Origin of the sequence: Singulisphaera chitinilytica (assembly GCF_049331405.1) — a bacterium.
Taxonomy (GTDB): domain Bacteria; phylum Planctomycetota; class Planctomycetia; order Isosphaerales; family Isosphaeraceae; genus PoT.
The window spans coordinates 2,541,249-2,566,166 of sequence record NZ_CP186274.1 but is presented as its reverse complement, the minus strand read 5'-3'; the positions used below and the strand labels follow the sequence as shown (position 1 = coordinate 2,566,166).

Here is a 24,918-nt window from a genome sequence, read left to right as displayed (position 1 = left end):
AAATCAGGGCTTCGGGCTCGGCGTGAATTTGTAGAGGTGGACCTCATAGCCGTCGAACCGATCCTCCCACGTCCCTCCGACCACGGGGATCGTCCGGCCGTCGCTGAGGACCTCGACCTTGCCGTCGATTTTCTCGGGCCATTGGAAGGTCGCCGAGGTCTTGCCGCCCCTCATGGAGACGGCGAAGAGGTATCGCATGCCCCCTTGCTCCTTGACCACGAAGTCGACGGGGACACCTTCGGCCGTCGAGTTCACGACGGCCCCGCGCACGACGTCCGGGCTGTTGAGGATCGGGGCGAGTTCGCGGATCTGCCGGTTCACAGCCTTGACCTCGCGGGCCATCTCCTCGTCGGCGAGGAGGCCGGCCTCGATGAACCTCGGCTTGAACTGGTGCGAGAAGTAGATGATGCCCTTCGCGCCGTGGATCAGGGCCATCCAGACTTCGGAGCGGACCTGCTGGGGCGTCGGCTTGCGTTTCAGATTGTCGATGCGGGTCGTCTCGATGCAGCACCAGACGGGCTTGCGACCGTCCGACCACTGCTTGAGGCGGTCGACCCCGAGCGGCACGTACCAGAGGTTCCCGGCGATCTCTTCTTTCTCGTGGCTCGCGGGATAGATGTCGAACGAGGCGATGTCGCAGCCCTTGAGGTACTCGCGATAGTCCTCGGGATGATTCGTCCTTTCGCCCCGCCCGTACCAGCCGTCCCAGGCGACCCCCTGCCCCAGGTTGAGCAGCACCGGGCGGTCGGGGTCGACGTTGCGGATCCGCTCGTAGCCCTCGACGATCTTCGCCGGCAGGATCGGAGGGCCGTACCCCTTCCCTTCGCCGAGCGTCTGGGCGTTGTCGGGCTCATCTCCGTGCATCCAGGCGACGATCGTGGCTCGATCCTTGAATCGCAAGGATCGCTCGCTTTGGTGGCAGATGAGCTTGATGCCGTCTTGGTCAAGGTCGTCGAGTTGCGCCTCGGTGGGGCCTTTCCAGAGTCCGACGTAGGTGTTGATCCCGAGGCCGCTGTACTTCCCGGCGTTCTTCGTGTCTTGAAGCCAGACGGCGATCGGGAAGTCCCCCGCCCCTCGCGGCAAACCCCGGGAGAACGTCGCATCCTCGGCGCGAGCGACTTGGCAGGACGAGGCGACCAGTATGAGCAAGGCGATCCGCCGGGCCTTCATGCGTCTCACTCCGTCTCGACGTGCGTGGGCATCCGTCCGGCCGGTCGGGAGTGATTGATCCCGACTCCATTAGATGGAGATTGCCACGGATGTCGCGTCGGAGAAAGGGGCACTCCGGCAAATGCGCCGAAGTGCTCCTTGTTGATGAGCCAGCCGCAGGGATCAGAACGGCGGGGCGCCCGCGGGCAAGCCGTTGCCGCCACCCTCGAAGGGAGCCGCGGCAGGTACCTTGGGCTTCTCGGCCTCGAAGGCGCTATCGGGGCCCTCGACGGCCAGGACGCAGCGGAAGCCCATGAACTTCATCCGCTTGTCGTGACGCAGGCCTTCCCGGCTCGAGCTGAACCAGTTCTTGGAACCCCCCTTGACGACCAACTCCTGCGAGGCGGGCATCTTCGACGGTCCCGCGGGATCGTCCTGAGGCCGCCCCTTCACGAGCTGGTAGAACCGGGGGTCGTACCAGTCCTTGGTCCACTCCGCGGCGTTGCCCGCCATGTCGTAGACGCCGTAAGGGGAGACGTCGGAGTTGTACGACATCACCGGGGTGATCTTGCGCGCCTCCCGATTCTTACCCCAGTCCGGGGGCGCGAGACCCCAGGGATAGATCCGGCTCTCCGGGCCTCGGGCGGCTAATTCCCATTGGGCTTCGGTGGGCAACTTCTTGTGCGCCCAGCCGGCGTAATCCCGGGCGTCCTTGGCGCTCACCATGACCACGGGGGCGTCGTCCGCAGCGGCGGGCAGGCCGGACTCGCGAGCGAGTGCGCTGTCGCGTTCGGCTCGACGGCCGGCGAGCTTCTGGAAGTGCTCGAACTGGCGGACCGTCACCTCGTGCTGGTCGATGTAGAAGGTCGAGACCTTGACCGGATGCGCGGGGCGCTCGTTCGTCTCCCCTTCGTCCCGCCCCATGACGAAGCTGGTGCCGGGGATGAGCAGCATCGTGGAGTCGTCGCGATCGCCAACGATCTCGATCGGCCAGCCGGAGGGATCGACCTGGGTGCCTGGCTTCGACCGGAACCCCTTGGGCAAGGGGAGCCCGACGGAAGGTTCGGGAGTCGCTGCGCCCGGCGAGACGACCGTGGCCGAAGGAACCGCCGATTGTGCGGGCATCGCCGGGTCGACCCGGGGCGCGACCGGATTCGTCGGCGTTGCGGTGGTCGCTACGGTCGTCGGGGTTGCGGTGGCAACAGGTGCTGGGGCCGGCGCGGGGGCCGGGGTTTCGGACGTGGCTTTCGCCTTAGCCTCGGCCTTGCTGGCGAGGACCGCGGGGCCTTCGAGGAAGAGCGGGAGGTTTTTCTTGGGCCTGTCGAGGGCCTCCTGCGCGTCGCGAGCGGCCTTGGTCCCCGAATAGTTCTTCGTGACCTTCGTCAAGGTCTCCATCGCCAGCTCGATCTTCTCGTTCTTGGCGAGCGACTCGGCCCTGCCGTACATCACGCGGGCCTCGGCCTCGCGCTCCTGGCCGGCCGCGGCGTTGGGCGGCGGGGCGGCGGCCGTTTCCGTCGTCGGCGGGTTGTCCGCGGGGGTGCCGCTCGGGATGAAGCTGCGGACGACCACGAACCCGACGAGGGCGATCACGCCGAGGCCCACAACGCCGAAGATGACGCGGGCGGTTTTCCGGGCGGCGTAGGTGTCGAGGTTGGGCGTCTCTTCCAGCAGGACTCCCGAGCTCCCTTCCTTCCCCGCCTTCTCGTCGCTCGAGCGTCGGCGCGACTTCTCGGCCTTAGGGGCCGAGGCCTTCTCGCCCTGCCGCTTGACCGTCCCCGAACGCTCGATGCCCCCCGCCGGGGTCGTCGACTTCGCCTTCTCGCGAGGCCGGGACTCGCCGCCGCTCGTCTTGCTCGGCGTGCCCGTCCCCGATGCGGCCCCCTTCTGCGATCGCGAGGCAGGCTCCTCGGGTTCCTCGGATTCGGCTTTCCAGAGGCGAGGCAAGGGGGCGGCGGGGCCGGATGCGGGCTTCGGCTGGGAGGTCCGATCGAGCGCGGTTTCCACGTCGAGAGGGGAGGGCTCGGAACCCGAAGAGACCTCGTCGAAATCGGAATCGGTTTCGGAATCGGCGAGGTCGTAAATGTCCTCATCGCCGACGTTGCCGGTCTTCATGGGTCGTCGAGGATCGAGGGGCTCAGACATGCAAACTCTCCCGAGCGACGGCCGTTCCCTATGGCTGGCGAAACCTACATCGATCGTTCCGGCCTCACTCTATCTTACCGGACCCGTCATCCCCCCGCCAACTCGCCGGGCCCGGCGTGGGCGGCCAGAGCTCTTGCGGCCTCGAGGGCGCACACGAGTCAGGAACCGACGTCTCGTTCTGAGGGTTAGTGTCCGCTAGAGTGAGGCGAATCCCCGACGACTCTCTCAATTTTCGATCGCCAAAGGACCCGGGAAGGCGACATTCTTTCTTCAAGATATTTAACGAGGGCCTTCCGAATGTACGCTCGACGCCGACTCTGCGTGACGCTTGGATTTTCCCTGGGCCTCCTCGCGTTGGCGTCCGGCGACGGGCCCCGGTCGATCCTCGACGGGGACGACCCTCGCCAGTTCGAACTGGTGGGCCTTGCCCCCGAGGACGTTAAGATCCGAAACGGCGAGGTCTCCCTCGCCGGCCGGCCCCACGGATACTTCGCCACCAAAAAATCCTATCACAACTATATGCTGGAGTTTGAATGGCGTTATGACCGGCCCGAGGGCCTGGCGAGCGATGCGGCCTTCCACGGCAACAGCGGCCTCTTGATCCACGCCGAGGCCCCGCACAAGATCTGGCCGAAGTCGATCGAAGCCCAACTCTTCCACCCGGACGCGGGGCACCTCTTCGCGATCCACGGGGCCAGGCTCGAGGTCCAGGACGATCCGGCGGCCCGCAGGAAGGCCGCGAAGCCCGTGGGGGAATGGAACCGGCAGGTCGTCGCCTGCCGCGACGGCAAGATCACCTGCTCGATCAATGGGACCGAGGTCAGCCGCGGGGAAGGAGCCGTCCCCGACCGCGGCCACCTCGGCTGGCAATCCGAGGGGAGCCCGATCCGGTTCCGCAACCTCAAGATTCGGACGTTCGATTGAGCCCGGGTTGAGATCGTGGCTCAGTGGTCCTTCTGGAACTGGCCGATCTTCTCCAGGAACTCTCGATTGCTTGAGCATTTGCCGAGCTGCTTGATCAATGACTCCATCGCCTCCTGCGGCTTCATGCTTGAGAGGGTGCGTCGCAGGAGGGTGACGCGTGAAAATGTCTCGGGGTCGAGCAGGCGTTCTTCCTTGCGGGTCCCCGACTGCTGGATGTCGATGGCCGGCCAGGTCCGGCGCTCGGCGAGGCGTCGGTCGAGCACGACCTCCATGTTGCCCGTCCCCTTGAACTCCTGGAAGATCAGCTCGTCCATCCGGCTCCCCGTCTCCACCAGCGCGGTGGCAATGACGGTGAGCGACCCCCCCTCGTCGAACGTGCGGGCCGCGCCGAAGAGTCGCTTGGGGACGTCCATGGCCTTGATGTCCATGCCGCCCGACATCGTCCGGCCCGAGTTGGAGCCCTTGTTGTAGGCACGCGCAAGTCGGGTCAAGCTATCCATGAGGATCAGGACCTGGCCGCCCGTCTCGGCGATCCGCTTGGCGCGATCGACCGTGAGCTGGGCCAGGCGGATGTGCTCTTCCGGGGCGTGGTCGGAGGACGAGGCGATGACCTCCCCCTTCACGCTCCGGCGCATGTCGGTGACCTCCTCGGGGCGTTCATCCACGAGGAGGACGAAGAGCGTGATCTCGGGGTGGTTCTGGGCGATCGAGGCGGCGAGCTGCTGGAGGATGATCGTCTTGCCGCTGCGAGGGGGCGCGACGATCAGCCCGCGCTGACCTTTGCCGATGGGGGTGAGGAGGTCCATGACGCGCATGCTGATGGGCTCGGGGCCGACCTCGAGCCGGATCCGGTCGTGCGGGTCGATGGCGGTGAGGTCGTCGAAGCTGCCGAGCCCCAGGTACTCCTCCGGGGGCCTCCCCTCGATGGAGACGATCTCGACGAGCCGAGGGCCTTCTCCCCTCCCGGCCGGCTGGGCCAGGCCTTCGAGGTGGACGCCGGGGCGCAGGCGGAACTTGGACAGGAGGTCGGCCCGCACCTGGGCGTCCCCGGTCATTGCCTTAAAATTCCGCGCGAGGCTGCGGAGATAACCATGCCCTCTGGGATGGATCTCCAGAACACCCGAACAGCTCAGGTCGGCCGTACTCATGGGAAGTTGCTCGGCGAGAGGGAAAGGGCTCACGACGACGGCAGGAAACGTGCCAGAGCACGAGTCGCGTCTCGGTAGGGGCTCACGAATAGCCGTTCGCCAAGCCCGAGGGCCCGCGATCATCGAGGCAAGGGGATACCACTTGGACCAGCCGTCCCGTCGATCGCCAAAAGCTCAGCAGGGAGAGAAACCGGCGGTGCATCGTTTCGCCATCGGCGAAACCCCGCGGCACGGAAGAGCTGGTCAGGGCGAGCACTGGAGAGGACCCCAACTTCTTTCAACTTAACCAGGCGCCTCGCTGCCGTCCATGCCGAAGCCCAAATTTCTAGGTCTTGGAACATTCAAACGATTTATGATCGGACGTCCCTTCGATCTATGAAGAATCCCGGGCGAGGGTTCCGCCCCCACACGACCTGACGTTGCTACTGCGACCCTTGTTAATTCGAGTAAAATCTCAAGGGCTCATCATGGAATAGTCGTCGTAAAGTGCTCGACCCGGCCAGGTCGTTGAGGATGGCCTCGAATCCGATTCAGCCGCCCAACCCCGGCGACCGAACTACTTCGTCCAAGGATCATTGCGGTCGGTGATCCGGCGACCAGCAGATGACCTTGCATCAGACGACCGTCATTAAGAGGATCCGGAATCCGCGGTCGGGCCCGGACATCCGATTCCGGGTCGCCTCAGATTTCCCGAGGGTGGTGGCATGCGGCAGTACCTCGACCTCCTGCGACACGTCCGCACAACGGGCCTGAGGAAACCGACCCGCGCCGTCTTGCGCTCCACGGGCGAAAAGGTCGATGCGCTCAGCCTCTTCGGCTACCAGATGCGCTTCGACCTCTCCGAAGGGTTCCCGGCCGTCACCACCAAGCGCCTGGCGATCAATCCGCTGATCCACGAACTCATCTGGTTCCTGCGAGGGGAGACGAACATCGCCTACCTCCGCGAGAACAAGGTGACGATCTGGGATGAATGGGCCGACGAGGCGGGAGAACTCGGCCCCGTCTATGGCAAGCAGTGGCGATCGTGGGAGGCCCCCAACGGCGAGACCATCGACCAGATCGCCCGCCTTGTGGAGGGGATCGAGGCCGTCAAGCGCGACCCGACCGCCTCGGTCGGCCGCCGCCTGATCGTCTCGGCCTGGAACCCGGTCGACCTGCCTAAGATGGCGTTGCCCCCCTGCCATCTGCTCTTCCAGTTCTCGGTCACGCAGGATCGCCTCTCCTGCCAGCTCTACCAGCGATCCGCCGACCTCCTGCTCGGCGTCCCCTTCAACATCGCCAGCTATGCGCTTCTGACCCATCTCGTGGCGCACGTCACGGGGCTGGGTGTCGGGGATTTCATCCACACGTTTGGCGACGTCCACATTTATACGAACCACCTCGAGCAGGTCGACGAGCAACTGACGCGCGAGCCCTATCCGTTGCCGCAGCTCAAGATCTCCGACGCTCTGACCGACCTTCGAAACGTCGAGCGCGCCCACATAGAGCTCCTGGATTATCGATATCACCCGAGTATTCGAGGTGAAGTCGCGGTCTGAGTTATGCTCGTGATTAAAGATCGCAAGAACGCATAAGAACTGAAGTGCGTTGCGGTCATACAACTTGCCGAAGTTTCGCACGCGGAGCTTCTGAGAGCCATGTCATGCTTATCTCGCTCATCATGGCTGCCGATCGCCATGGCTTGATCGGCGATCGAGGCGGATTACCTTGGCGTTTGCCGCGTGACCTGAAGCGGTTCCGGAGTTTGACTTGGGGCAAGCCCATCATCATGGGGCGACGCACATTTGACTCCTTGGGCCGCCCCCTTCCCGGCCGCACAAATATCGTTCTCAGCCGAAATGCTGATTTTCAGCCTGAGGGCATTGTCGCGGTGGCATCTCTCGAGGAGGCGTTCGAGGTCGCCGAACACGCTCCTCAAGAGGGGGCGTCGAATGAAGCATTTGTCATTGGCGGAGCCGAGGTATTTCTTCTGGCTTTGCCCCTCGCCCAGCGCGTCCATTTGACGCTGGTCGATGGTGAGTTTCAGGGAGACGTCCATTTTCCGCTTGAGGTCTTCATCGCACCCGAGTGGAAGCTCTCCGAGGACGAGTCATGGGCGGCTGATGAGAATAATCCGCATTCTTTGAGATTCCTTCTTTACGAACGCCAACCGTTGCCCAGCCACACACCGACCGGATTGCCGCGTCGCCGCGCTTTGAATCGCCCCCGCGCTGCGGGATATAGTGGGGAGTAGAGCAGAGGCCGAGGGCCTCTCGTTCCCCATCTCCGACGCACGGGCCGGCATGCGAAGAATCCCGCTCAAGAAGTCCGTCCACGAGCAGCTCTCGCAGCAGTTCGGCCGCGATCTCAATGCGTCTCAACTGGCGGCGGCCTCGGCGCCCGACGGGTACAACCTAATCCTCGCGGGGCCGGGGTCGGGCAAGACGCGGGTCATCACCTATCGCGTGGCGTACCTGATAGCCAAGGGGGTGGCCCCCGAGTCGATCCTGCTGGTCACGTTCACCCGCAGGGCCGCACGCGAGATGATCGGGCGGCTCGAGGAGCTGATCGGCTCGCAGGCGTCCTTGGTCTGGGCGGGGACGTTCCATCATATCGGCAATCGCATCCTGCGACGTAATGCCCAGACGCTCGGCTACGGGCCGAACTTCACGATCCTGGATAGCGAGGATCAGCTCGACCTCGTCCGGCTCGCGATGGAAGAGGCCGGGATGTTCGGCACGGGGAAGATGAGCCCCAAGCCGGCGACCGTCCAACACCTCATCAGCTTCGCCTTCAACGTGAGCCGGCCGATTGATGAGGTCGTCGCCGACCGGCACCCCGACCTCGTCGCCTGGACCGATGAACTGGGGAGAGTCGCCGAGGCCTACGCCCGCAAGAAGCGCGAGGCGAACAGCATGGATTACGACGACCTGCTCGGCCAGTGGGCCAGGCTCGTCAACGACTTCCCCGATCAGCGCGAGGCCCAGGGGCGCCTCTTCCGCCACATCCTCATCGACGAGATGCAGGACACGAACCTCGTGCAGGTCAACCTGGTCGAGTCGATCGCCAACGCCGGCCCCGGAAACCTGACCGCCGTCGGGGACGACGCCCAGTCGATCTACCGATTCCGGGGCGCCAACTACGACAACATCCTGAAGTTCCCCGAGCGGCACCCGCACACGAAGATCTTCAAGCTCGAGACCAACTACCGCTCGACCCCCGAGATCGTCGCGTTCACCAACGCCTCGATCGCGCACAACCACGGGGGCTTCGCCAAAGAGCTCACCTCCGCGAGGGCCTCGGGCTATCGTCCGGTCGTGGTTCCCGCCGCGGATGCTTACGAGGAGTCGGAGTTCATCTGCCAGCAGATCCTCGAGTTCCACGAGCAGGGGATCCCGCTGAGCCGGATGGCCGTGCTCTATCGCAACCACCACGATAGCATCCTGCTCCAGGCCGACCTCGTGGCGAGGGGCATCCCGTACAGCGTGCGGAGCGGCCAGCGGTTCTTCGAGCAGGCACACATCAAGGACGTGCTGGCGTACCTCCGGATCATCGTCAACCCGAGGGATGAGCCTGCCTGGCGTCGGCTCCTCTTGCTGCTGCCGGGGATCGGTCCTGCAAAGGGCGCGGCAGTCTGGCAACACCTGGCGAGCACATCGAGCCCGCTCGACGCGATCATGACGGCCGAGACGATGAAGTTGATCCCGGCCAAGAGCAAGGGGTTCTTCGCGGGGTTCGTCGCCGACGTCCACAAGATCCGCGACGCCGAGCCCCAGACTCAGCCGGCCTCGGCGATCTCGGCCATCGTCCATGGGGGATACCCGGCCACGCTCCGGATGAAGTACGACCGCCCCGAGAATCGGCTCGCCGACATCGACCAGCTCGCCGTCCTCGCCGCCAAGTACGAGAGCCTGGAGCGGCTCATCGCCGACCTCCTGCTCGCCGGCGACGTCTACGGCCTGGACACCGTCGAGGACGGGGGCGCATCCCCCGACCTGCTCGTCCTCAGTACGATCCATCAGGCCAAGGGGCTCGAATGGTCGCGGGTCTTCGTCCCCCGGTTGATCGAGGACGGCTTCCCGAACCGGCGCTCACTCGACGAGGTTGGTGGCGAGGACGAGGAGCGGCGGATCTTCTACGTCGCCATCACCCGCGCCATGGACGAGCTCTTCCTGACGTATCCGCTGCTCGTCTCCCGAGGAGGCCGCGGCCCGAGCGTCCTGACCACCCCGAGCCGGTTCCTGACCGAGGTCGACTCCTCCCTCTACGAGCCCGCCGTCCTCGAGGCCGAGTCCGACTTCGACGCCCTCCTCCGCGCCCCCACGTCCGACACTTCGGGGAACGACCTCGCTTCGTAAGACCCATCCAATCATGGCGTTAGCCGAGGGCCTCGTGTACCCCTTCGTCGATGTTGCCCGTGACAGTGGTCCGGGCCAATTCATCTTGCCGTGGACGGCAGCGTCTGGCAGCCTATTGATCCTGAGAACCTCGACGGAGCGCCATGAGAGTTGAAATGAATTCGACAGGGTCCGACCCGCTGCCCAACCCCCACGACGAGTCCCCGGAGCGGATGCTCGACGCCTTCCGCCTGCACCCGGAATGGACGGCGGAAGAAAGGGCCCGACAACTCGAACGCCTGATCGTCTCGTTCTCGGGCGAGCGGCTCCAGGGAGTGCTCGCCGGGCGGCTCTCGGACCTGAGCGGCGAGGACGGCGAGGCCGCGCTCCGATTGCTCGAGGCCTATGCGACCCCCGAGTTACTTCGCAGCCTCGCCGGGTCGCTCCTCGACCAGCCGGATCTGCCCCCCGAGCGCTTCATGGATGCGACGATGCTGCTCGAAGAGGCCGGCATCCTCGCGGACTACCCCGACTTGCTCGAATTCCGTGCGGAGATCGAGGACAGCCTCGACGAGGAAGCCTCGCTGGACGAGCTGGCGGATCAGCTCGAAGGGAGCCCGGAAGGGACCTGGCTCGCACTCCAGGGGCTGGGAGTCGTCGAGCCCGAGGTCCGGACCCAGATCATCCTGGGGCTTGCTCGCGTCCCCCTCAAAAAAGGGCTCATCGAGTTCCTCCGGCTCCTCAGCTTCGCCCACGACCCGGCGACGCGCGAGGCGGCCCTGAGCGCGATGACCCGCCCGGAGTATGACAACGCCGAGCTGATCGCGGCCTGGGAGTCGATCGTGGCGGACAACCCGCATGACGAGGTCGTCGCCGCCGCCCAGGCCTGGCTGAGCGAGGTTTCCGCGGAATCGGAGCCGGAAGCGTCCCATTCCCGCGAGATCGTCCCGGCCTCGGCCGGATCCAGGCCCGGGACCGAGCTCAGCACCCAGACCGCCCGTTCGCTTGTGACGTCGGTAAACGGCCAGGGGCAAGCGACCATCGTGATCTCGTCGCGACACAGCGAAGGGCGGGTCACCGCGGCCTTCCTCTGCGACCTCAAGCGGGGGGTGCGCGACGTCTTCGGGCAGATCGACCCGGACCAGGCCCTGGCCGATGCGACCTTCGAGGACTTCGCCGCCGCGAACGAACTCGAGATCATCGAGGACTCGCACGAGCTGGCGCTCCGGCTCCTGAGCGGCAGCGTCCTGCTCTGCGGCGCCGAGACCTCCCCCGCGCTCCGCTACTGGCTCGAAGAGGCGATCCACCCCGGCTTCCAGGCGATGCCCTTCCCCACGCCCTACATCGGCTGGGATCCGACCGGGCTCTCGATGGAAGAGATCGGCAAGGCCGTCGAGGCCGTGCTGAACGCCTGCCCGAGCTGGCTCGACACGTCGCCGCTCACCTACGAGATCGCCGAGGAGATCGACCTCCGCGAGGGGAACTCGATCCCCGACCCCAGGCGCGACGTGGGGGCGTACCGCTACCTGTTCGAACACCGGCTCATCGGCGAGTTCGAAACGTATCGGCGCATGCTCTTCTGGATGGCCTTGTTCTGGCAGGCGTCGGAGGCCGACGACCTCGGCCATGCCGCGCTGGCCTTGGCCGTGCAATTGTCGGAGCCGCAGCATGCGGTGCCCGCCCACCCGTTCGCGGTGGCGTTGACGACGCGAAGCCTGCGGGCCGCCCAGGCCAATCTCCGAGGGGGACTCGACCCCAGGCGGCCGCGCAATTCGCGAGGTTGACGGCAGAATCGGCCCTTCCCCGATCCGAGAGAAATGCCAATCAGCCATGAGCATGGGCATAACCCATGCTCATTTCATTTCTTCGTCGACTTGTCGTCGGCGGGCTTCGCCGAGGCGACCTTCTTCTTGTCGCCGATCTTCTTCTGCTTCGCCTTGTCCTTGGGTGCCTTGTCGCCCATTGACAGCTCTCCTTTTTCGACGAGATGGGAAGGAGCCGGAAGTGAAGGGAGTCGAGCCGGGTCGAGAAGTGAGGCGGTCGACTCCCTTTCAAGGTTGGCGATTTCGGCGGCGGACTTCAAGAGTAGACGCGAGATTTTTTCTCGGCCATGGGTCGGATCCGGGCGGACGGAAGGATTCTTCTCAGCGGGACGTCTTGATCAGCCAGACCTCTCCCACCTGACAGCCTCGTCCGTTCCGTCCTCGCCCCGGATCCGACCGCCAGGTCAGCACGAGCGTCCCATCTTTCGTCGCCTCAATCGGGATGCCGAATTCGAGCGGTCCTGGCGGGTCCGGCTTCTTCAACAATGGGTGGACCTCGAGGCCGTCGGCATCGAGCCCGATCCGCGAGACGAACGCGCTCCCCGAATAGACCACGCGCAACTTGTAGCGGGCGTTCGGGTCGAGGTGCTCGTACCGCATCTTTAGCGGCTGGTCATAGAGGCTCTCGGCATTCTGGCACCAGGCGAGGGGCCAGCCGGGCCTCGAGCCGAAACCGACGCGGTTTTCCCACTGCATCGGGTCGGCTGTGAGCCCGGCGTTCTTGACGAGGTGCGGCTGCCGGTCCGGGTCGCCGAGGTCATCGTAGAAGCCGCCCGGGCCGGGGTCGGTCCGTCGCAAGAGGGCCTCGATCGCCTGGAGTCGCTCCGGTTCCTTCTCGAGACGGCGGATGGCCTCGAGTTGCTGCGTGAGATAAATCCGATCGTTGAGGGGGGCGTCGATGGTGTCGAGATTGGCGCCGCGGTCGACGCCGATGGCGCGGTAACGCGACACGCTCAACTGCATCCGGATGCTCTGATAGAGGGCCTCTCCAAGCTCGAAGACCCGGGCGCGGAGGTCGGCGCCGACGCCTTCCTTAACGGATCGGCCGAGGGTGGCTTCGGCCTCTGCGATGGCGGTCAATGAGCCCAAGGATTTGGCCCTACGCAACTCCTCGCGAGCCTTCGATTCGAGGCCCGTCTCGTACTCGAGCCGCTCCTTGACGAACGCGTCGTAATAGGCGCGATAGAGGGCCTGCTGGAACCGCCAGTTGAGCAACTCCGCGGGGGGCGCCTCACGCTCCAGATCCTGGAACAGGTGCAGGGTCGGTTCGACGGAGGCGTTGGTGAGGAGTGAGCCATCCCAGTTCCGCTCCAGTCCCAGCAGGCCCTGGGCGAAGGCCTCGGCGTGGCGGTCGCCGATGAAGTAGCGGGCGTAGTCGCGCAGGATGTCGGTGACGTCCGCACTCGAATCCCAGCCGAGTCCGGTCCAGACGAACTTGTTCACGTCATCATTACAGCCCTCCGAGTAGGTCAGGAAGCCGATCGTCTCGGGCTGCATGGCGCGGTAGATCGCGGCGAACTGCGTGGGCCTGGGGTTGATCGGCTCGCGGGCCTCGGTGGAGGCGTAGGCGAGGTCCCAGTCGGGGACGGGAAACTGGCACTCTCGCGTGTGCGTGATGTCCGGGTAGTGGCGGATCGGGTAGCGTTTGGGGATGGCCAGGCGGGCCGCGTGGAGGCTGTCCCTCGTGTGCGGGCCGTAGACGAAGCCCGTGAGCCAGGCCGGCTCCTCGCGGACGAGGGCGTAGAACTCGTCGAGCCAGACCTTGTCGAAACCCTGCGCCGAGACCCACATCTCCGCTTTGGGGTGCGAGCGGTGGAGCAGCTCCGCCTTCTTCTCCAGCAGGGCCATCAGCACCTTGGGAGGCGTCCGGCCGGGATCGCCCCCGGGCACGAAGATGGCGTCGATCCGGGGCAAGGCCTCGAAGATGACGCGCCACTCTTCCAGGGTCTTCTGCACGACGGCGGGGTCGGAGTAGTCGGCGTCGAGGGCGGGGTTCCAGATCCAGACGTCGAGCCCGTAGGCGTCGATGATCTTATCCATGCCGACCATCATCTCGAGCGGCGGGCGCGGGAAGTGGGGGCTGTCGAGGTCGTCGTCGGTCCTCGGCGGCAGCAGTTCGATCGCGTTCGTGCCGAAGACGGCGAGGTCGCGGATGTACTGCTCCCACTGGGGCAGATCCCAGGCGTCGTAGGAGTTGGTCTTGGGCCGGTAGCCAAGTTGATGCCCCCGGAGCCGCGACTCCGGCGACGAGGCCAATTGCAGCTCGTTCGGCAGTTCCACATGACTTCGCGACATGCGGAGCGAGCGCAGGAGCCGGCCGACACCGAAGAGGACGCCCCGCTCGTCGCGACCGGCCACGACGACGGCCTTTCCCCCGTCGATGGTGCGGATCCAATAGCTCTCGGCCACGCCTGGGAGGCCCGGCTCGCCTTGCGGGGAGATCCCGAGCTTCTCCAACTCCGACACTCGGCCGACGATGATGCTCACGCGATCGGTGGGCCTGGAGACCGTCACCTCCCAGCGTATCTGGGTCCGCTTCTGGACCTCTTCCACCAGAAGGTCGATGGCCTTCTTCTCCGGGCCGGTCAAATCCTTGGGCACGACGACACTGGCCTTCGTCAGGTCGATCGGGCCGGCGTTCGCCGACTCGCCCCAGGTCAGGCCCGTCGCAAAGGAGCCGATGAGCGCGAGGAAAAGCCAGGTGTTGCGAACCTTCGCGGATGCCGTCATCAAGAAAACCCCTGGTTGTGTGGCTTCGTCCTGATCCACGTCGATCGGAGAAGGCTACGGCGCGGGCTATGACCTCGCAACACCTCCGCGGGGAAACGACAGAGGCCGCGACGAGGGCGGGTACCCTCGTCGCGGCCGTCTTTTATCAAACTCGGAGCCGACCCGTCAGATCGGCTCGTAGCAGGTCCGGTCGGAATGCCGGCAATCCTCCCCGGCCACGAACTCATCGTCGGGGCCGAAGCTCTTCATGGTCTTCAGGCACCAGTAGATGGTGTTGTCGTAGTCGGGGTGGGAGTCGGAGCCGGAGCCGCTCCCGTCGGTGTAGACGTACATGCCCTTGCTCCGCAGGTGGCGGCAAGGCTCGGAGAGTTCGACGACCGGGAGGTCGTCCGCGAAATCGTCCGACATGGTGATCAGGCCTCCTCCCAGTATCGGTTCCCCACCGCGGCGAGCAGGGCCCGCTTGACGACGGTCTTGGTCAGGGCCACCTTGTACCCGTTCATCGAGAGCGGCTTGGCGTCGCTCGCGGCGGCCTCTCCCGCGGCGGCGGCCGTCTCGAGCGTGACGGCCTTGCCGACGATCGCCTTCTCGGCCGCCTCGCTCTTCCAGGGGATCGGCGCGACGCTCCCTAGAATCACGCTGGCCTGGCTCACCTTGTCCCCATCCAGGACGAGGTTGACCGAGGCGATCACCAGGGGCCAGTCGTGCGCCTGCTTCTGCCTCGCCTCATACGAGCCGTTCTTCCCCTTCGCGGCCGGCACGCTGATCTTGGTGACGAGCTCGCCGTGGGCGAGGGTCAGCTCGCGATCGCCGCTGGCCTTGGGGACCTGATACAACTCCTCGACCTTGACCGTGCGCTCCCCCTTGGGCCCGACGATCGTGGCCTTGGCACCGAGCGCGATCAGGGGGACGGCCAGGCTCGACGGGTTGACGAAGAGGGCGTCGCCGTCGGTGAGGAAGATGGCGTGGTAGCGGTTGTCCCCCTCGCGGACGATGCTCTTGCCGTCCTTGACGGACAGCAGGCCATTGCCCGCGCGGTAGTACCAGCAGCGGGGGCGCTGGAGCAGGTTGCCGCCGATGGTCGCCATGTTGCGGAGCTGCGGCGTGCCGACCTCGAGCGCCGCCTGCCAGAGGGCAGGATAGGCGTCGCGGACGGCCTTGTTGCCGACGATGTCGGCGAGCAGGGTCGATGCACCGATCGTCAGGCCGCTCGCGGGATCGCCCGAGATCCCGGCCAGGGCCTTGATCTCCTTCAGGTAGACGACGCGGGCGGGATGGGCCACGTCGTCCTTGATCCGGCTGAGCAGGTCGGTCCCCCCCGACAGCGCCGCGCTGTGCGGGACGTCGAGGAGCTTCAGGGCGTCGTCGACGCTCGATGGGCCGGCGTATTCAAAGGCTTTCATCGGTCACGCCTCCCCATTCTTGTTGGCCTGGCTGGCCAGGGCGTTGAGCACGTTGCGCGGGGACATGGGCCACTCGGGGACGCGGACGCCGATCGCGTTGGCCACGGCGTTGCCGATGGCGGCGGCGGTCGAGATCGTCGGGGGCTCGCCCACGCCGATCACCCCGCGCTTCTTCTGCTCGGGGGGCTCGTAGGCCTGGACGACGATCTCGGGGATATCGGACGCCCCGGCGAGCTTGTACAGCTCCATGTCCGGGTTCAGCATCACGCCCGTGATCGGGTCCATGATCCGCTCCTCGAACAGGCCGTAGTTCAGGCCGCCGATCACGCCGCCGTAGACCTGGCTCTCCCAGGTCAGCTTGTCGAGGATCAGGCCCGAGTCCTGGATCGCGACGATCTTCTTGACGCGGACGACGCCGGTCTCGGTGTCGACCGTCACCTCGGCGAACTGGCAGCCGCCGACGCCCGTCGAGGCGAGGCCGGGCTGGTGCTTGCCCCGCTCTGAGATCGGCATCATCCCCAGCTTGCGGCAGGCGTCCTTCCAGGAGAGCTTCGGCTCACCTTTCACGAGGACCTGGCCGTCGGCGAGCGAGAGGTCATCCGCCTCGACCTTGAGCGCGGGGGCGATCTTCTTGAAGAAGGCGTCGCGGGCCTGGGTGACTGCGCTGTAGGCCGGCGGGCTCATCGACGGGGTCGTCGTCGAGCCGCCCGAGGGCTGGCCGACCGGGAACGTCGAGTTCCCGATATTCGACCTGATGTCCGTCACCTTCAACCCGAGGATCTCGGCCGCGATGATCGCCAGGATGGTCCTTGCGCCGGTGCCGATGTCCTGCGTGGCGGTCCGCAGCTCGACCGAGCCATCGGGGTTGATGATGCAATCAACCTCTTTGTCGTCCTGGCCGCCGCCGCCCCACTGGTGCAACGCGACGCCGAGGCCGCGCTTGATCGGCCCCTTGCCCCCCTGCCCTCGCGGCTTCCATTTCTCGGCCCAGCCGATCAGGTCGGCGCCGAGCTTGACCTCGGCCTCGTAGACCGGGGTTCGCGGGTCGCCCGGCGGCAGGTTCTTGAGCCGGATCTCGAGCGGGTCGATCCCCAGCTTGTCGGCCAGGTCGTCCATGGCCGCTTCCATGATCGCGCACCCTTGCGGGTGGCCCGGGGCACGCATGGCGCGGGCGCCGCCGCCGTTGACGAAGACCTCGGCATGGCTCCTGGACGACGCCGGGACATCGTACACATACGGCAAGGGGAACTGCGAGCCGCCCCGGCTGCCGCCGGTCCCGTGGGTCTCGGCGATCATCGAGACGAGCTTGCCGTCCTTCGACGCGCCGAGCTTGAGCTTGGCCGTCGCGCTCGGGCGATTGCCGCCGGCCAGGTGCTCCTGGGCGCGGTCGAGGAACATCTTCACGGGCCGGCCCCCGGCCTTCTTCGAGAGATGGGCCGCGGCGATGCCCCAGACGTCCGGGCCGAACTTCGAGCCGAAGCCGCCCCCCATGACCTCGGTCAAGACCGTCACGTTGCCGGCGGGGAGCTCGAACGACTGCGCCAGCTCGTTCGCGGTGGCGCCGACGGCCTGCGTGCTCGCCCAGGCGACGATCTTATCCTCCCCATCCCACTTCGCCGTCAGGCCGTGGGACTCGAGGCAGACGTGCGTGATCACCGGCAACGAATACGTGGCCTCGACATTGGCCGCGGCCGTCGCCATCGCCTCATCCGGCTTCCCCTTGATGATGGCCCGCCCCGCGCGGATGTTGCTGGGCTTCACGATCAGGGGGGCGCCCTTGGCCATGGCCTGGGGCTCGGTCACGACGTGGGGCAGGATCTCATACTCGACCTTGATGGCGCGGGCGCCGTCTCGGGCCTGCTCCTCGGTCTCGGCCGCGATGGCGGCGATGTCGTCGCCGTGATAGCGGAGGGTCGCCCCTTCCTTGGCGATCAGGTGGATCGCCTTGACCCCCGGCACTTTCTCGGCCGCCGAGACGTCGATCGACTTGATCTTGGCGTGGGCGTGGGGGCTATAGAGGATGATCCCGAAGAGGAGCCCCTCGGGCTTGATATCCGACGGATACTTGGCACGTCCCGAGGCCTTGGCCAGGCCGTCGAGGCGGGTGATGCGCGAGCCGATCAGGCGGGGATTTTCGGGCCACGATGCCATGGATCAGGCTCCCTTCATGGCTTTGGCGGCGGCGAGTGCCGACTGGAAGACGCCGACGTACGTGCCGCAGCGGCAAATATTCCCGTCGAGTCCGCGCTTGATCTCTTCCAGGGTCGGCTCCTTGCCCTTGTTCTGGTCGAGGTAGGCCTTGCAGGCCGTGACGAAGCCCGGCGTGCAGTAGCCGCACATCAGGCCGTCGTTCTGGTGGAAGGCGTGGGGGACGCCGTTCTCTCCGGTGTCGAAGCTCTCGAGCGTCTCGATCGTCTTGCCCTGGCAGGAGACGGCGAGGGTTGTGCAGGCGTAGATCGGGGCGCCGTCGACGATCGTCGTGCAGGCGCCGCAGCTCGCGCGGTCGCAGACCCGCTTCGGCCCGGTGACGTCCAGGCGGTGACGGAGCGTGTCGAGGAGCGTGCTCCGGGGCTCGACCGTGCAGGTCTTGGCCTCGCCGTTGACCTGGAGCTTGATCTCGACCTCGCCGGCGAGGACCTTCGGGGCCGACTCGGCGGCCTTCGCCTCGTCGAGGGCGGCTGTCGCCGGGGCGGTCAGGACGGCCGAGGCCGCCGCCAGGCCCGAGCCCCGCAGAAAGTCGCGGCGGCTCGGCCCGCCCGGTGACCCCTTGGGTTTCGGTTCGTGTTCTGACATCGGGCGCTTCTCCCAGGATCGTGGCAACGTCTCGTCCCGGATCCGATCGGTCCCGGAGGTTCCCTCCCGATCGGATCGGTCACGTTGCACTATCCCCGGAGGGGCGCCGATTGACAAGGTCCAACCGGTCGCCGAATTCGTCGAAGCTTAGCTAATGGCAAGAGTTTGCGAATTGGGTCCTGGACGACCTGGGACTGGGGTCGGAGGCGATTTTCAGGGCAACGTTTGCGGAGCCGTCAGGGCTCGATGGGAAGGTCGGCCCGCTCTCCCCATTCGTTCCAGGAGCCGTCGTAGTTGGAGAGGTTGGCGTACCCGAGCCTGTGGAGGTTGAAGAGGAGCACGGTCGCCGCCACACCGCCGTTGCAGTAGGCGATGATGGGGCGGTTGGCCTGGATCTGCTTCTCGTCCAGCCGACGCTTGGCCTCCTCCGCTGGGAGGAACCCGCCTCCTTCGGCGAAGAAGAGCTCCCGAGGTAGGTGCAAGGCCCCTGGGATGTGACCCCCTCGCAGGCCTCGGCGCCGTTCGCCCGTGTACTGGCCCCGGTCGCGGGCGTCGAGCAACTGGAGCTCGGGTTCGCCGAGCCTGGCGAGGACCTCGGAGGCCGTCGAGCGCCACTCGGGCCGAGGCTTGGGATGGAACTCAGCCCTCGGCACCTGGACGTCCCCTTCCTCGACCTCGCGGTCTTCCTCGAGCCAGCGGTTCCAACCGCCGTCGAGGACGCTGACGTTGTCGTGCCCGTAGTAGGTCAAGGCCCACCAGAGCCTCGTGGCGAACTGGCCGCCGGCGTGGTCGACGGCGATGACCCGCGTCTTGTCGCCGATCCCGCGGATGGCCATCGCCTCGGCGAAGGCCTCGGGGTCGGAGATCTGCGCGGGGACCGGGTCGTTGAGGTCGACGATGTCCCTGGTCCAGTCGATGTAGACCGCCCCAGGGATGTGGCCGGCCCGATACTCCTCGAGCGCCCCCCGGTACGTGGCCTCGTCGACGCCCGGCGAGACCGGGCGCGTGGTCACGTAGCCGCGCATGTCGACGACGCGGAGGTCGGGGTCGTGGAGGTGTTCCTCTAGCCAGTCGGTGGAAACGATGAGGTCGTGAGACATGGCGGCGTTGAGACTCCGTGGGCATCCTCTTGGGCTGGGGTATAAGATAAGGCAAGGTTGGAGCGGATCACAATCGCATCGTCGAGGTCGAGAAACGATGAGGGTCTGGGAGGCTTGCGGTCGGATTGTCGTGGGGGATCGCGTCCCCAAAGTCATGGGGATCGTCAACGTCACCCCGGACAGCTTCTCCGACGGCGGCAGGAGCCTGGCCCTCGACGACGCCCTGACGAATGCGCAGGAACTCGTCTCCCAGGGGGCGGATATCCTCGACGTCGGGGGTGAGTCGAGCCGACCCGGGGCCGAGGCGGTCGGGGTCGAGGAGGAGTTAAGACGGGTGATCCCCGTCGTCGAGCGCCTGAGCAAACTGGTCTCGGTGCCGATCTCGGTCGATACGACTAAAGCGGAGGTCGCCCGCAAGGCCGTCGAGGCCGGCGCGACGATCATCAACGACATCACCGGGCTGACCGGCGACCCGGCCCTGGCTCGTGTCGTAGCCGAGACGGGCGCGGGGGTCGTGGTCATGCACATGGCGGGGACTCCCCGCACGATGCAGGTCAACCCTCACTACGAGAACGTCGTCCGCGAGGTCCGCGACTACCTGGCCAGGCGCGTCGACGCGATCGAGGCGCTCGGGATCGCCAGGAATCGGGTCGCGATCGATCCGGGGATCGGGTTCGGCAAGACGGCCGAGCACAACCTCTTGATCTTGCGTAACCTCGATCAGTTTGCCACCTTGGGATGCAGCATCCTGGTGGGGACCTCGCGCAAGAATTTCCTCGGCCTACTGACGGGCCGGGAGGTCCGCGAACGTGCGACCGCCTCGGTGGTGTCATCGCTGGCGGCGGCCGTGCAAGGGGCGAACGTCGTGAGGGTCCACGACGTCGCGGCCATGGTCGATGCCATCAAAGTCTGGAACGCGACCCAGGGCTGGGACAAAACGTCATGAGCCAGGTGCTTGAGGCCAACGATCTACTGACCGAATGCCGAGACCTCGCGGACCGCGCCAAGGTCGCCTCGAGGGCGATGGCCGTCGCCCCGGGCAAGGCCAAGAACGCCTGGCTGACGCGTTCGGCCCGGGCGCTCGAGGAGCGGGCCGCCGAGATCCTCGAGGCCAACGCCCTCGACGTCGAGGCCGCCCCGGGCCTCGGCCTGAACGCCGCCGCCATCGACCGGCTCACTCTGAATCCCAAGCGGATCGCCCAGATGGGCGCCGGGTTGCTGGAAGTCGCGGCCCTGCCGGATCCCCTGGGCGAGGTGCTCCAGTCGAGCCGCCGCCCCAACGGCCTCGAGGTGACTCAGATCCGGGTCCCGCTCGGCGTGGTCTTCATGATCTACGAGAGCCGCCCCAACGTCACGCTCGACGCCGCCGCGCTCTGCGTCAAGAGCGGCAACGCGGCCATCCTCCGAGGCGGCAAGGAGGCGATCCACTCCAACCGCATCCTGCATCGGATCCTGGCCGATGAGCTCGAGCGCGCGGGGCTCCCCGCCGACGCCGTGCAGCTCGTCCAGACGACCGACCGCGAGGCCGTCGGCCACCTGCTCCGGATGCCCGAGCGCATCGACCTGGCGATCCCCCGCGGGGGCGAAGGCCTGATCCGCCGGGTCGCGCAGGAAGCCCAGATGCCCGTCCTGAAGCACTATCAGGGCAATTGCCACATCTACGTCGATGCCGACGTCGACCAGGATGCGGCCATCAAGATCATCGTCAACGCGAAGGTCCAGCGCCCGGGCGTCTGCAACGCCGCCGAGACCTTGCTCGTCCATCGCAAGGTCGCCGCCGAATTCCTGCCCAAGGCCGCCGAGACCCTGAACGGCCTGGGGGTCGAGCTTCGTGGCGACGAGCCGAGCCGGGCGCTCGTCCCGAGCATGGTCCCCGCGACGGCGAGCGACTGGGATACCGAGTTCCTCGACAAGATCCTGGCCGTGGGGGTCGTCGACTCGCTCGACGCCGCGGTCGCCCACATCACCCGGCACACGTCGGGGCACACCGAGGCGATCCTGACCCGTGACCTCGGGTCGGCCCGCCGGTTCGTGGCGGAGGTCGACAGCTCGGCCGTGATGGTCAACGCCAGCACCCGCTTCAACGACGGGTTCGAGCTGGGCCTCGGCGCCGAGATCGGCATCAGCACCGATAAGTTCCACGCCCGAGGCCCTTGCGGTCTCCGCGAGCTGACGAGCACTAAGTGGGTCGTCTACGGCGACGGCCAGATCCGCGAGTGAGCCTTCGACGGCCGTCAGTCCGCGTCTCTCAACGCATCAACTGACGGCCGAGTTCTTCCGCCCGACGGACCAGGTTCAGGAACTCGCGACGATAGCCCGACGGATCCTTGCCGACGCAGGCGTTGGCAAGCTCGAGGACGCCGGCGTAAGTCAGGGTCCCCTTGTACGGCGAGTTCCTCAGCAGCATGCCGAACCCGGCGACGGAGCTGGCGAACTTCAGGTCCTCGGAGGCATTGGCGTAGTCGGTGCCCCCGTCGACCAGCGGGAAGCGGAGCAGCTTGCTCACATCGCCGTCCGGCTCCTTGTACCGCAGCTTGACCAGGAGCGACTCCTGCCGCAGCGGGTCGGGGACGGGGGCCTTCTGGAGCTCGAGCCTGTCGACGGCGGCGGGCTCCTTCTCGTTCTCCTTGCCGGCGGGCACGACCTCGTAGAGGGCGGTGACGTGGTGCCCCGCGCCGATGTCGCCGGCGTCCTTGGCGTCGTCGTTGAAGTCGACCTTGTTGAGCATCCGGTTCTCATAGCCGATCAGGCGATAGGCCCCGACCTTGAGCGGGTTGAACTCGACCTGGATCTTGACGTCCTTGGCGATGGTGACGAGGGTCGCCCCCATCTCCTCGACGAGCTGCTTCTGGGCCTCGGCGAGGTCGTCGATGTAGGCGTAGTGGCCGTTCCCCTTGTCCGCCAGCGTCTCGAGCTTGGCGTCCTTGAGGTTCCCCTTGCCGAAGCCGAGGACGCTGAGGAAGACCTGCGTCTTTGCCTCGTTCTGGATCAAGGTCGTGAGCTCGGTGTCGTCGGTGACGCCGACGTTGAAGTCGCCGTCGGTGGCGAGGATGACCCGGTTCGTCCCCCCCTTGATGAAGTTCGCCCTGGCCGTCTGATAGGCAAGTCGGATCCCCGCCCCGCCGTTGGTCGAGCCCCCCGCAAAGAGCTGGTCGATGGAGGAGAGGATCTCGGCCTTGTGCAGGCAGGAGGTCGAGCGGAGGTGCAGGCCCGACTCCCCGGCGTACTTTACGATCGCCACGCGGTCATTCTCGCCGAGGTTCTCCACAAGCTTCCGCAAGGAGGCCTTCAGCAAGGGCAGCTTGTTCTCCGCCTCCATCGAACCGGAGACGTCGACAAGGAACACGAGGTTGCTGGCGGGGCGCTTGTCCTGGGCGATCGGCCGACCCTGGAGGCCGATGCGGGCCAGCCGGTGATCCCCATTCCAGGGGCAGCCGGCGATCTCGACGCGGACCGAGAATGGGTCGTTGCCGGTCGGCGGCGGGTCGTTGTAGGGGAAGTAATTGAGCAACTCTTCGATCCTGACGGCGTTGGGCGGGGGCAACTGCCCCTGGCTCAAGTAACGCCGCATGTTCGAGTAGCTCGCCGTGTCGACGTCGATCGAGAAGGTGGAGAGGGGCTCGGCCGCCGTCGGGACGAACGGGTTGTCGACGATCGGGGCGAAGACCTCCTGCTGATTGTTGCGGACGGCCTCCCCGTTGAGCTGGGACAGGGCCTCCGCTCCCATGTTCTGAATCTGCTGCTTGGCCTCGTCCGCCAGTTCACGCCTGGCTCCCTCCTCCTTCTGGGAGATGGGCTGCTCTCCGGCTTTTGGGTTCGCCTTCCTGTAAAAATTCGAAGTATTGCCCTGCGGCCCCTGGGGGGCGTTGCTGGGCATGGACATCTTCGGGCTCTTGGACGCATCCTGGCCAGCCGACTCCCCGCTCTGAAATCGGGCGAGCTGCCGATAGTCCTGGGCCTGATTCTTCGAGCCCGAGCTGGGAGCGTTTGGCGCGGGTTCGGCCTTCCCATCTCGTTGTTGCTCGCCCCCGGCGAACGCCCGGGCGTTCTGGACCGACATCCCTGAATCACCCTTCTGCTTCTGGGTCGGCACGGGGGCTTTGTCGCCGGGTTGCGAGCTGTTCGCGGCGTCCTGGAGGTCGGCCATGGCGCCAGAACTCTTCTCGCCCTCCCTGTCTTGAACCTCCGACGACTTCTTGTCCTGAGACCCCGGCTTTTGCGATCGCGCGAGGGCCGATTTCGCGGGTGGAGCCTTGCGCATCTCGGTGAACTGGCTGGGGGAATGGCTCCTGTCCATCGCGGGCGAGGAGAGGGGAGCCGCCACCGGAGCCGGTGCTGGGGCCTCCGCGGGAGGGGGAGGTATGGGGTCACCTCCCCGCATCCTGACGGCCGGCGCGGCCGCCGCGCTCATGCCTCCCATGTTGGACACGCGTCCGGCTCCACGCGAGGCCGAGAGCTGCGGTTCCTCGGACTTCTGGCCCGCGCTCATGCCCCGCATGGGGCCCGCCGCATACGGATAGCCGGGGTCGTAAGCTTGTCGTGACCTCGGAACACCATCCCCGGGAGCTGGTTCCTTGGCGTCGTAAGTTGGGATGACCTTGTCGCCCCCCACCGGCAGGTTGCGAGTGTCCATCGCCAGCGTCTTGCGGGCCTGCCGCTCTTCCTGCGGTACCAGCTTGGTCTCGGCCAAGCTCTTCGACCGCAGCCGCGCCGAGAGCTCATCGCGATCGGGGCCCTTCTCGGCCTCGGCGAAGACGACAGGCTCCTGCGCGTCGGCTTCGGGCTTCCGATCGTAGAGGACCCTCGGCTCGTTGACGGCATCCGCCGGTGCCGATGAAGGGGCCGGGGCCTGGGCCAGGAGCGTCGGCTCGGCGCGGGTCACGCGATCCCTGGCCGCGAGCCCGGGCATGCCGGGCGCCATCTCCTCGATGGATCCGAGGGGCTTCCGCTCTGCATCGCGATTGGCGAGAATCGGAGCGGGCGCCTTGGCCATCACGCGGCCGGACGCTTCCTGTCCATCCCGTCCGAGGCGCCCGAAGGGGCTGGCGAGCCAGGCGGCGGTGCCGGCGACGAGCAGGCTGGCGGCGATGGCGAGCGGCCTCCAGATCCGGCCCGGCCGACGGCTCGAGGGCCTCGGGGCCTCGACCGTCGGCAGCATGAAGACCGAGGCGATGCTCTCGCGATGCGAGGGGGAGAGGCCCGGGCTCGGCTCGCGCTTGAGCTGATCGGTGAGCAGGGAGACCGTCTCCCGGATCTCGTCGACGAACTGCCGGGCGTCCCCGTCTTCGGCGAGCAACGCTTCGACTTCCGCCTGCTCGGCTCCGGCGAGCTCGCCCAGCACGTAGGCGGTCAGCCGGGGATCACTGGCGTCGAAAGTCATCACGCATCTC

17 protein-coding genes are annotated in these 24,918 nt (G+C 66.5%); 7 read left to right on the top strand and 10 right to left on the bottom strand.

The window, feature by feature from the left end; genetic code table 11:
• Nucleotides 1–3 precede the first annotated feature (3 nt).
• On the bottom strand, nt 4–1,170 hold the full coding sequence (locus ACOYYX_RS10260; protein WP_422929832.1) for a beta-galactosidase: 1,167 nt from the start codon (nt 1,168–1,170) through the stop codon (nt 4–6).
• A gap of 162 nt (nt 1,171–1,332) precedes the next feature.
• A complete protein-coding gene (locus ACOYYX_RS10255) occupies nt 1,333–3,291 on the bottom strand; it encodes an SUMF1/EgtB/PvdO family nonheme iron enzyme (RefSeq protein ID WP_422929831.1) in 1,959 nt (652 codons plus the stop codon).
• Between the two features lie 297 nt (nt 3,292–3,588).
• Between ACOYYX_RS10255 and ACOYYX_RS10250 the strand changes: the two genes are divergently transcribed.
• Entirely contained in the window at nt 3,589–4,215 is a 627-nt protein-coding gene (locus ACOYYX_RS10250; RefSeq protein ID WP_422929830.1) for a 3-keto-disaccharide hydrolase, read from the top strand.
• Between the two features lie 20 nt (nt 4,216–4,235).
• Here ACOYYX_RS10250 and rho read toward each other — a convergent pair whose 3' ends face one another.
• On the bottom strand, nt 4,236–5,363 hold the full coding sequence (gene rho / locus ACOYYX_RS10245; RefSeq protein ID WP_422929829.1) for a transcription termination factor Rho: 1,128 nt from the start codon (nt 5,361–5,363) through the stop codon (nt 4,236–4,238).
• A 704-nt stretch (nt 5,364–6,067) separates the two neighbouring features.
• Here rho and ACOYYX_RS10240 point away from each other — a divergent pair.
• The 4 genes from ACOYYX_RS10240 (at nt 6,068) to ACOYYX_RS10225 (ending at nt 11,463) form a co-directional block, all read left to right on the top strand.
• On the top strand, nt 6,068–6,901 hold the full coding sequence (locus ACOYYX_RS10240; protein WP_422929828.1) for a thymidylate synthase: 834 nt from the start codon (nt 6,068–6,070) through the stop codon (nt 6,899–6,901).
• 104 nt (nt 6,902–7,005) lie between these two features.
• Nucleotides 7,006–7,596 carry a dihydrofolate reductase gene (locus ACOYYX_RS10235; RefSeq protein ID WP_422929827.1) on the top strand — a complete coding sequence of 197 codons (591 nt, stop codon included), beginning with the start codon at nt 7,006–7,008 and terminating at the stop codon, nt 7,594–7,596.
• 49 nt (nt 7,597–7,645) lie between these two features.
• Nucleotides 7,646–9,700: an ATP-dependent helicase gene (locus ACOYYX_RS10230; protein ID WP_422929826.1), complete on the top strand. Its 2,055-nt coding sequence runs from the start codon at nt 7,646–7,648 to the stop codon at nt 9,698–9,700.
• 155 nt (nt 9,701–9,855) lie between these two features.
• Complete coding sequence (locus tag ACOYYX_RS10225) at nt 9,856–11,463, top strand: hypothetical protein (protein WP_422929825.1); 1,608 nt, start codon at nt 9,856–9,858, stop codon at nt 11,461–11,463.
• 360 nt (nt 11,464–11,823) lie between these two features.
• On the opposite strand, the gene ACOYYX_RS10220 is transcribed toward ACOYYX_RS10225, so the two are convergent.
• From ACOYYX_RS10220 to ACOYYX_RS10195, 6 genes are all read right to left on the bottom strand, one after another.
• Nucleotides 11,824–14,232 (bottom strand): alpha-glucuronidase family glycosyl hydrolase, encoded by a 2,409-nt coding sequence (locus tag ACOYYX_RS10220; protein ID WP_422929824.1) that lies wholly within the window; start codon nt 14,230–14,232, stop codon nt 11,824–11,826.
• A 165-nt stretch (nt 14,233–14,397) separates the two neighbouring features.
• A complete protein-coding gene (locus ACOYYX_RS10215) occupies nt 14,398–14,640 on the bottom strand; it encodes a hypothetical protein (RefSeq protein WP_422929823.1) in 243 nt (80 codons plus the stop codon).
• Nucleotides 14,641–14,645: 5 nt separating this feature from the next.
• Nucleotides 14,646–15,635: an FAD binding domain-containing protein gene (locus ACOYYX_RS10210; RefSeq protein ID WP_422929822.1), complete on the bottom strand. Its 990-nt coding sequence runs from the start codon at nt 15,633–15,635 to the stop codon at nt 14,646–14,648.
• A gap of 3 nt (nt 15,636–15,638) precedes the next feature.
• Entirely contained in the window at nt 15,639–17,786 is a 2,148-nt protein-coding gene (locus tag ACOYYX_RS10205) for a xanthine dehydrogenase family protein molybdopterin-binding subunit (protein WP_422929821.1), read from the bottom strand.
• A 3-nt stretch (nt 17,787–17,789) separates the two neighbouring features.
• Nucleotides 17,790–18,428 carry a 2Fe-2S iron-sulfur cluster-binding protein gene (locus ACOYYX_RS10200; protein WP_422929820.1) on the bottom strand — a complete coding sequence of 213 codons (639 nt, stop codon included), beginning with the start codon at nt 18,426–18,428 and terminating at the stop codon, nt 17,790–17,792.
• A gap of 236 nt (nt 18,429–18,664) precedes the next feature.
• Nucleotides 18,665–19,528 (bottom strand): sulfurtransferase, encoded by an 864-nt coding sequence (locus tag ACOYYX_RS10195; RefSeq protein ID WP_422929819.1) that lies wholly within the window; start codon nt 19,526–19,528, stop codon nt 18,665–18,667.
• 97 nt (nt 19,529–19,625) lie between these two features.
• Here ACOYYX_RS10195 and folP point away from each other — a divergent pair, with 97 nt between their 5' ends.
• The gene (folP, locus tag ACOYYX_RS10190) at nt 19,626–20,474 is read left to right on the top strand and encodes a dihydropteroate synthase (RefSeq protein WP_422929818.1); all 849 of its coding nucleotides are present in this window, start codon (nt 19,626–19,628) and stop codon (nt 20,472–20,474) included.
• Nucleotides 20,471–21,748, top strand: a complete 1,278-nt coding sequence (locus tag ACOYYX_RS10185; RefSeq protein WP_422929817.1) for a glutamate-5-semialdehyde dehydrogenase — start codon at nt 20,471–20,473, stop codon at nt 21,746–21,748. Before folP ends, ACOYYX_RS10185 begins: the two co-directional genes overlap by 4 nt.
• Before the next feature lie 28 nt (nt 21,749–21,776).
• On the opposite strand, the gene ACOYYX_RS10180 is transcribed toward ACOYYX_RS10185, so the two are convergent.
• Nucleotides 21,777–24,908 carry a YfbK domain-containing protein gene (locus ACOYYX_RS10180; RefSeq protein ID WP_422929816.1) on the bottom strand — a complete coding sequence of 1,044 codons (3,132 nt, stop codon included), beginning with the start codon at nt 24,906–24,908 and terminating at the stop codon, nt 21,777–21,779.
• Nucleotides 24,909–24,918 lie beyond the last annotated feature (10 nt).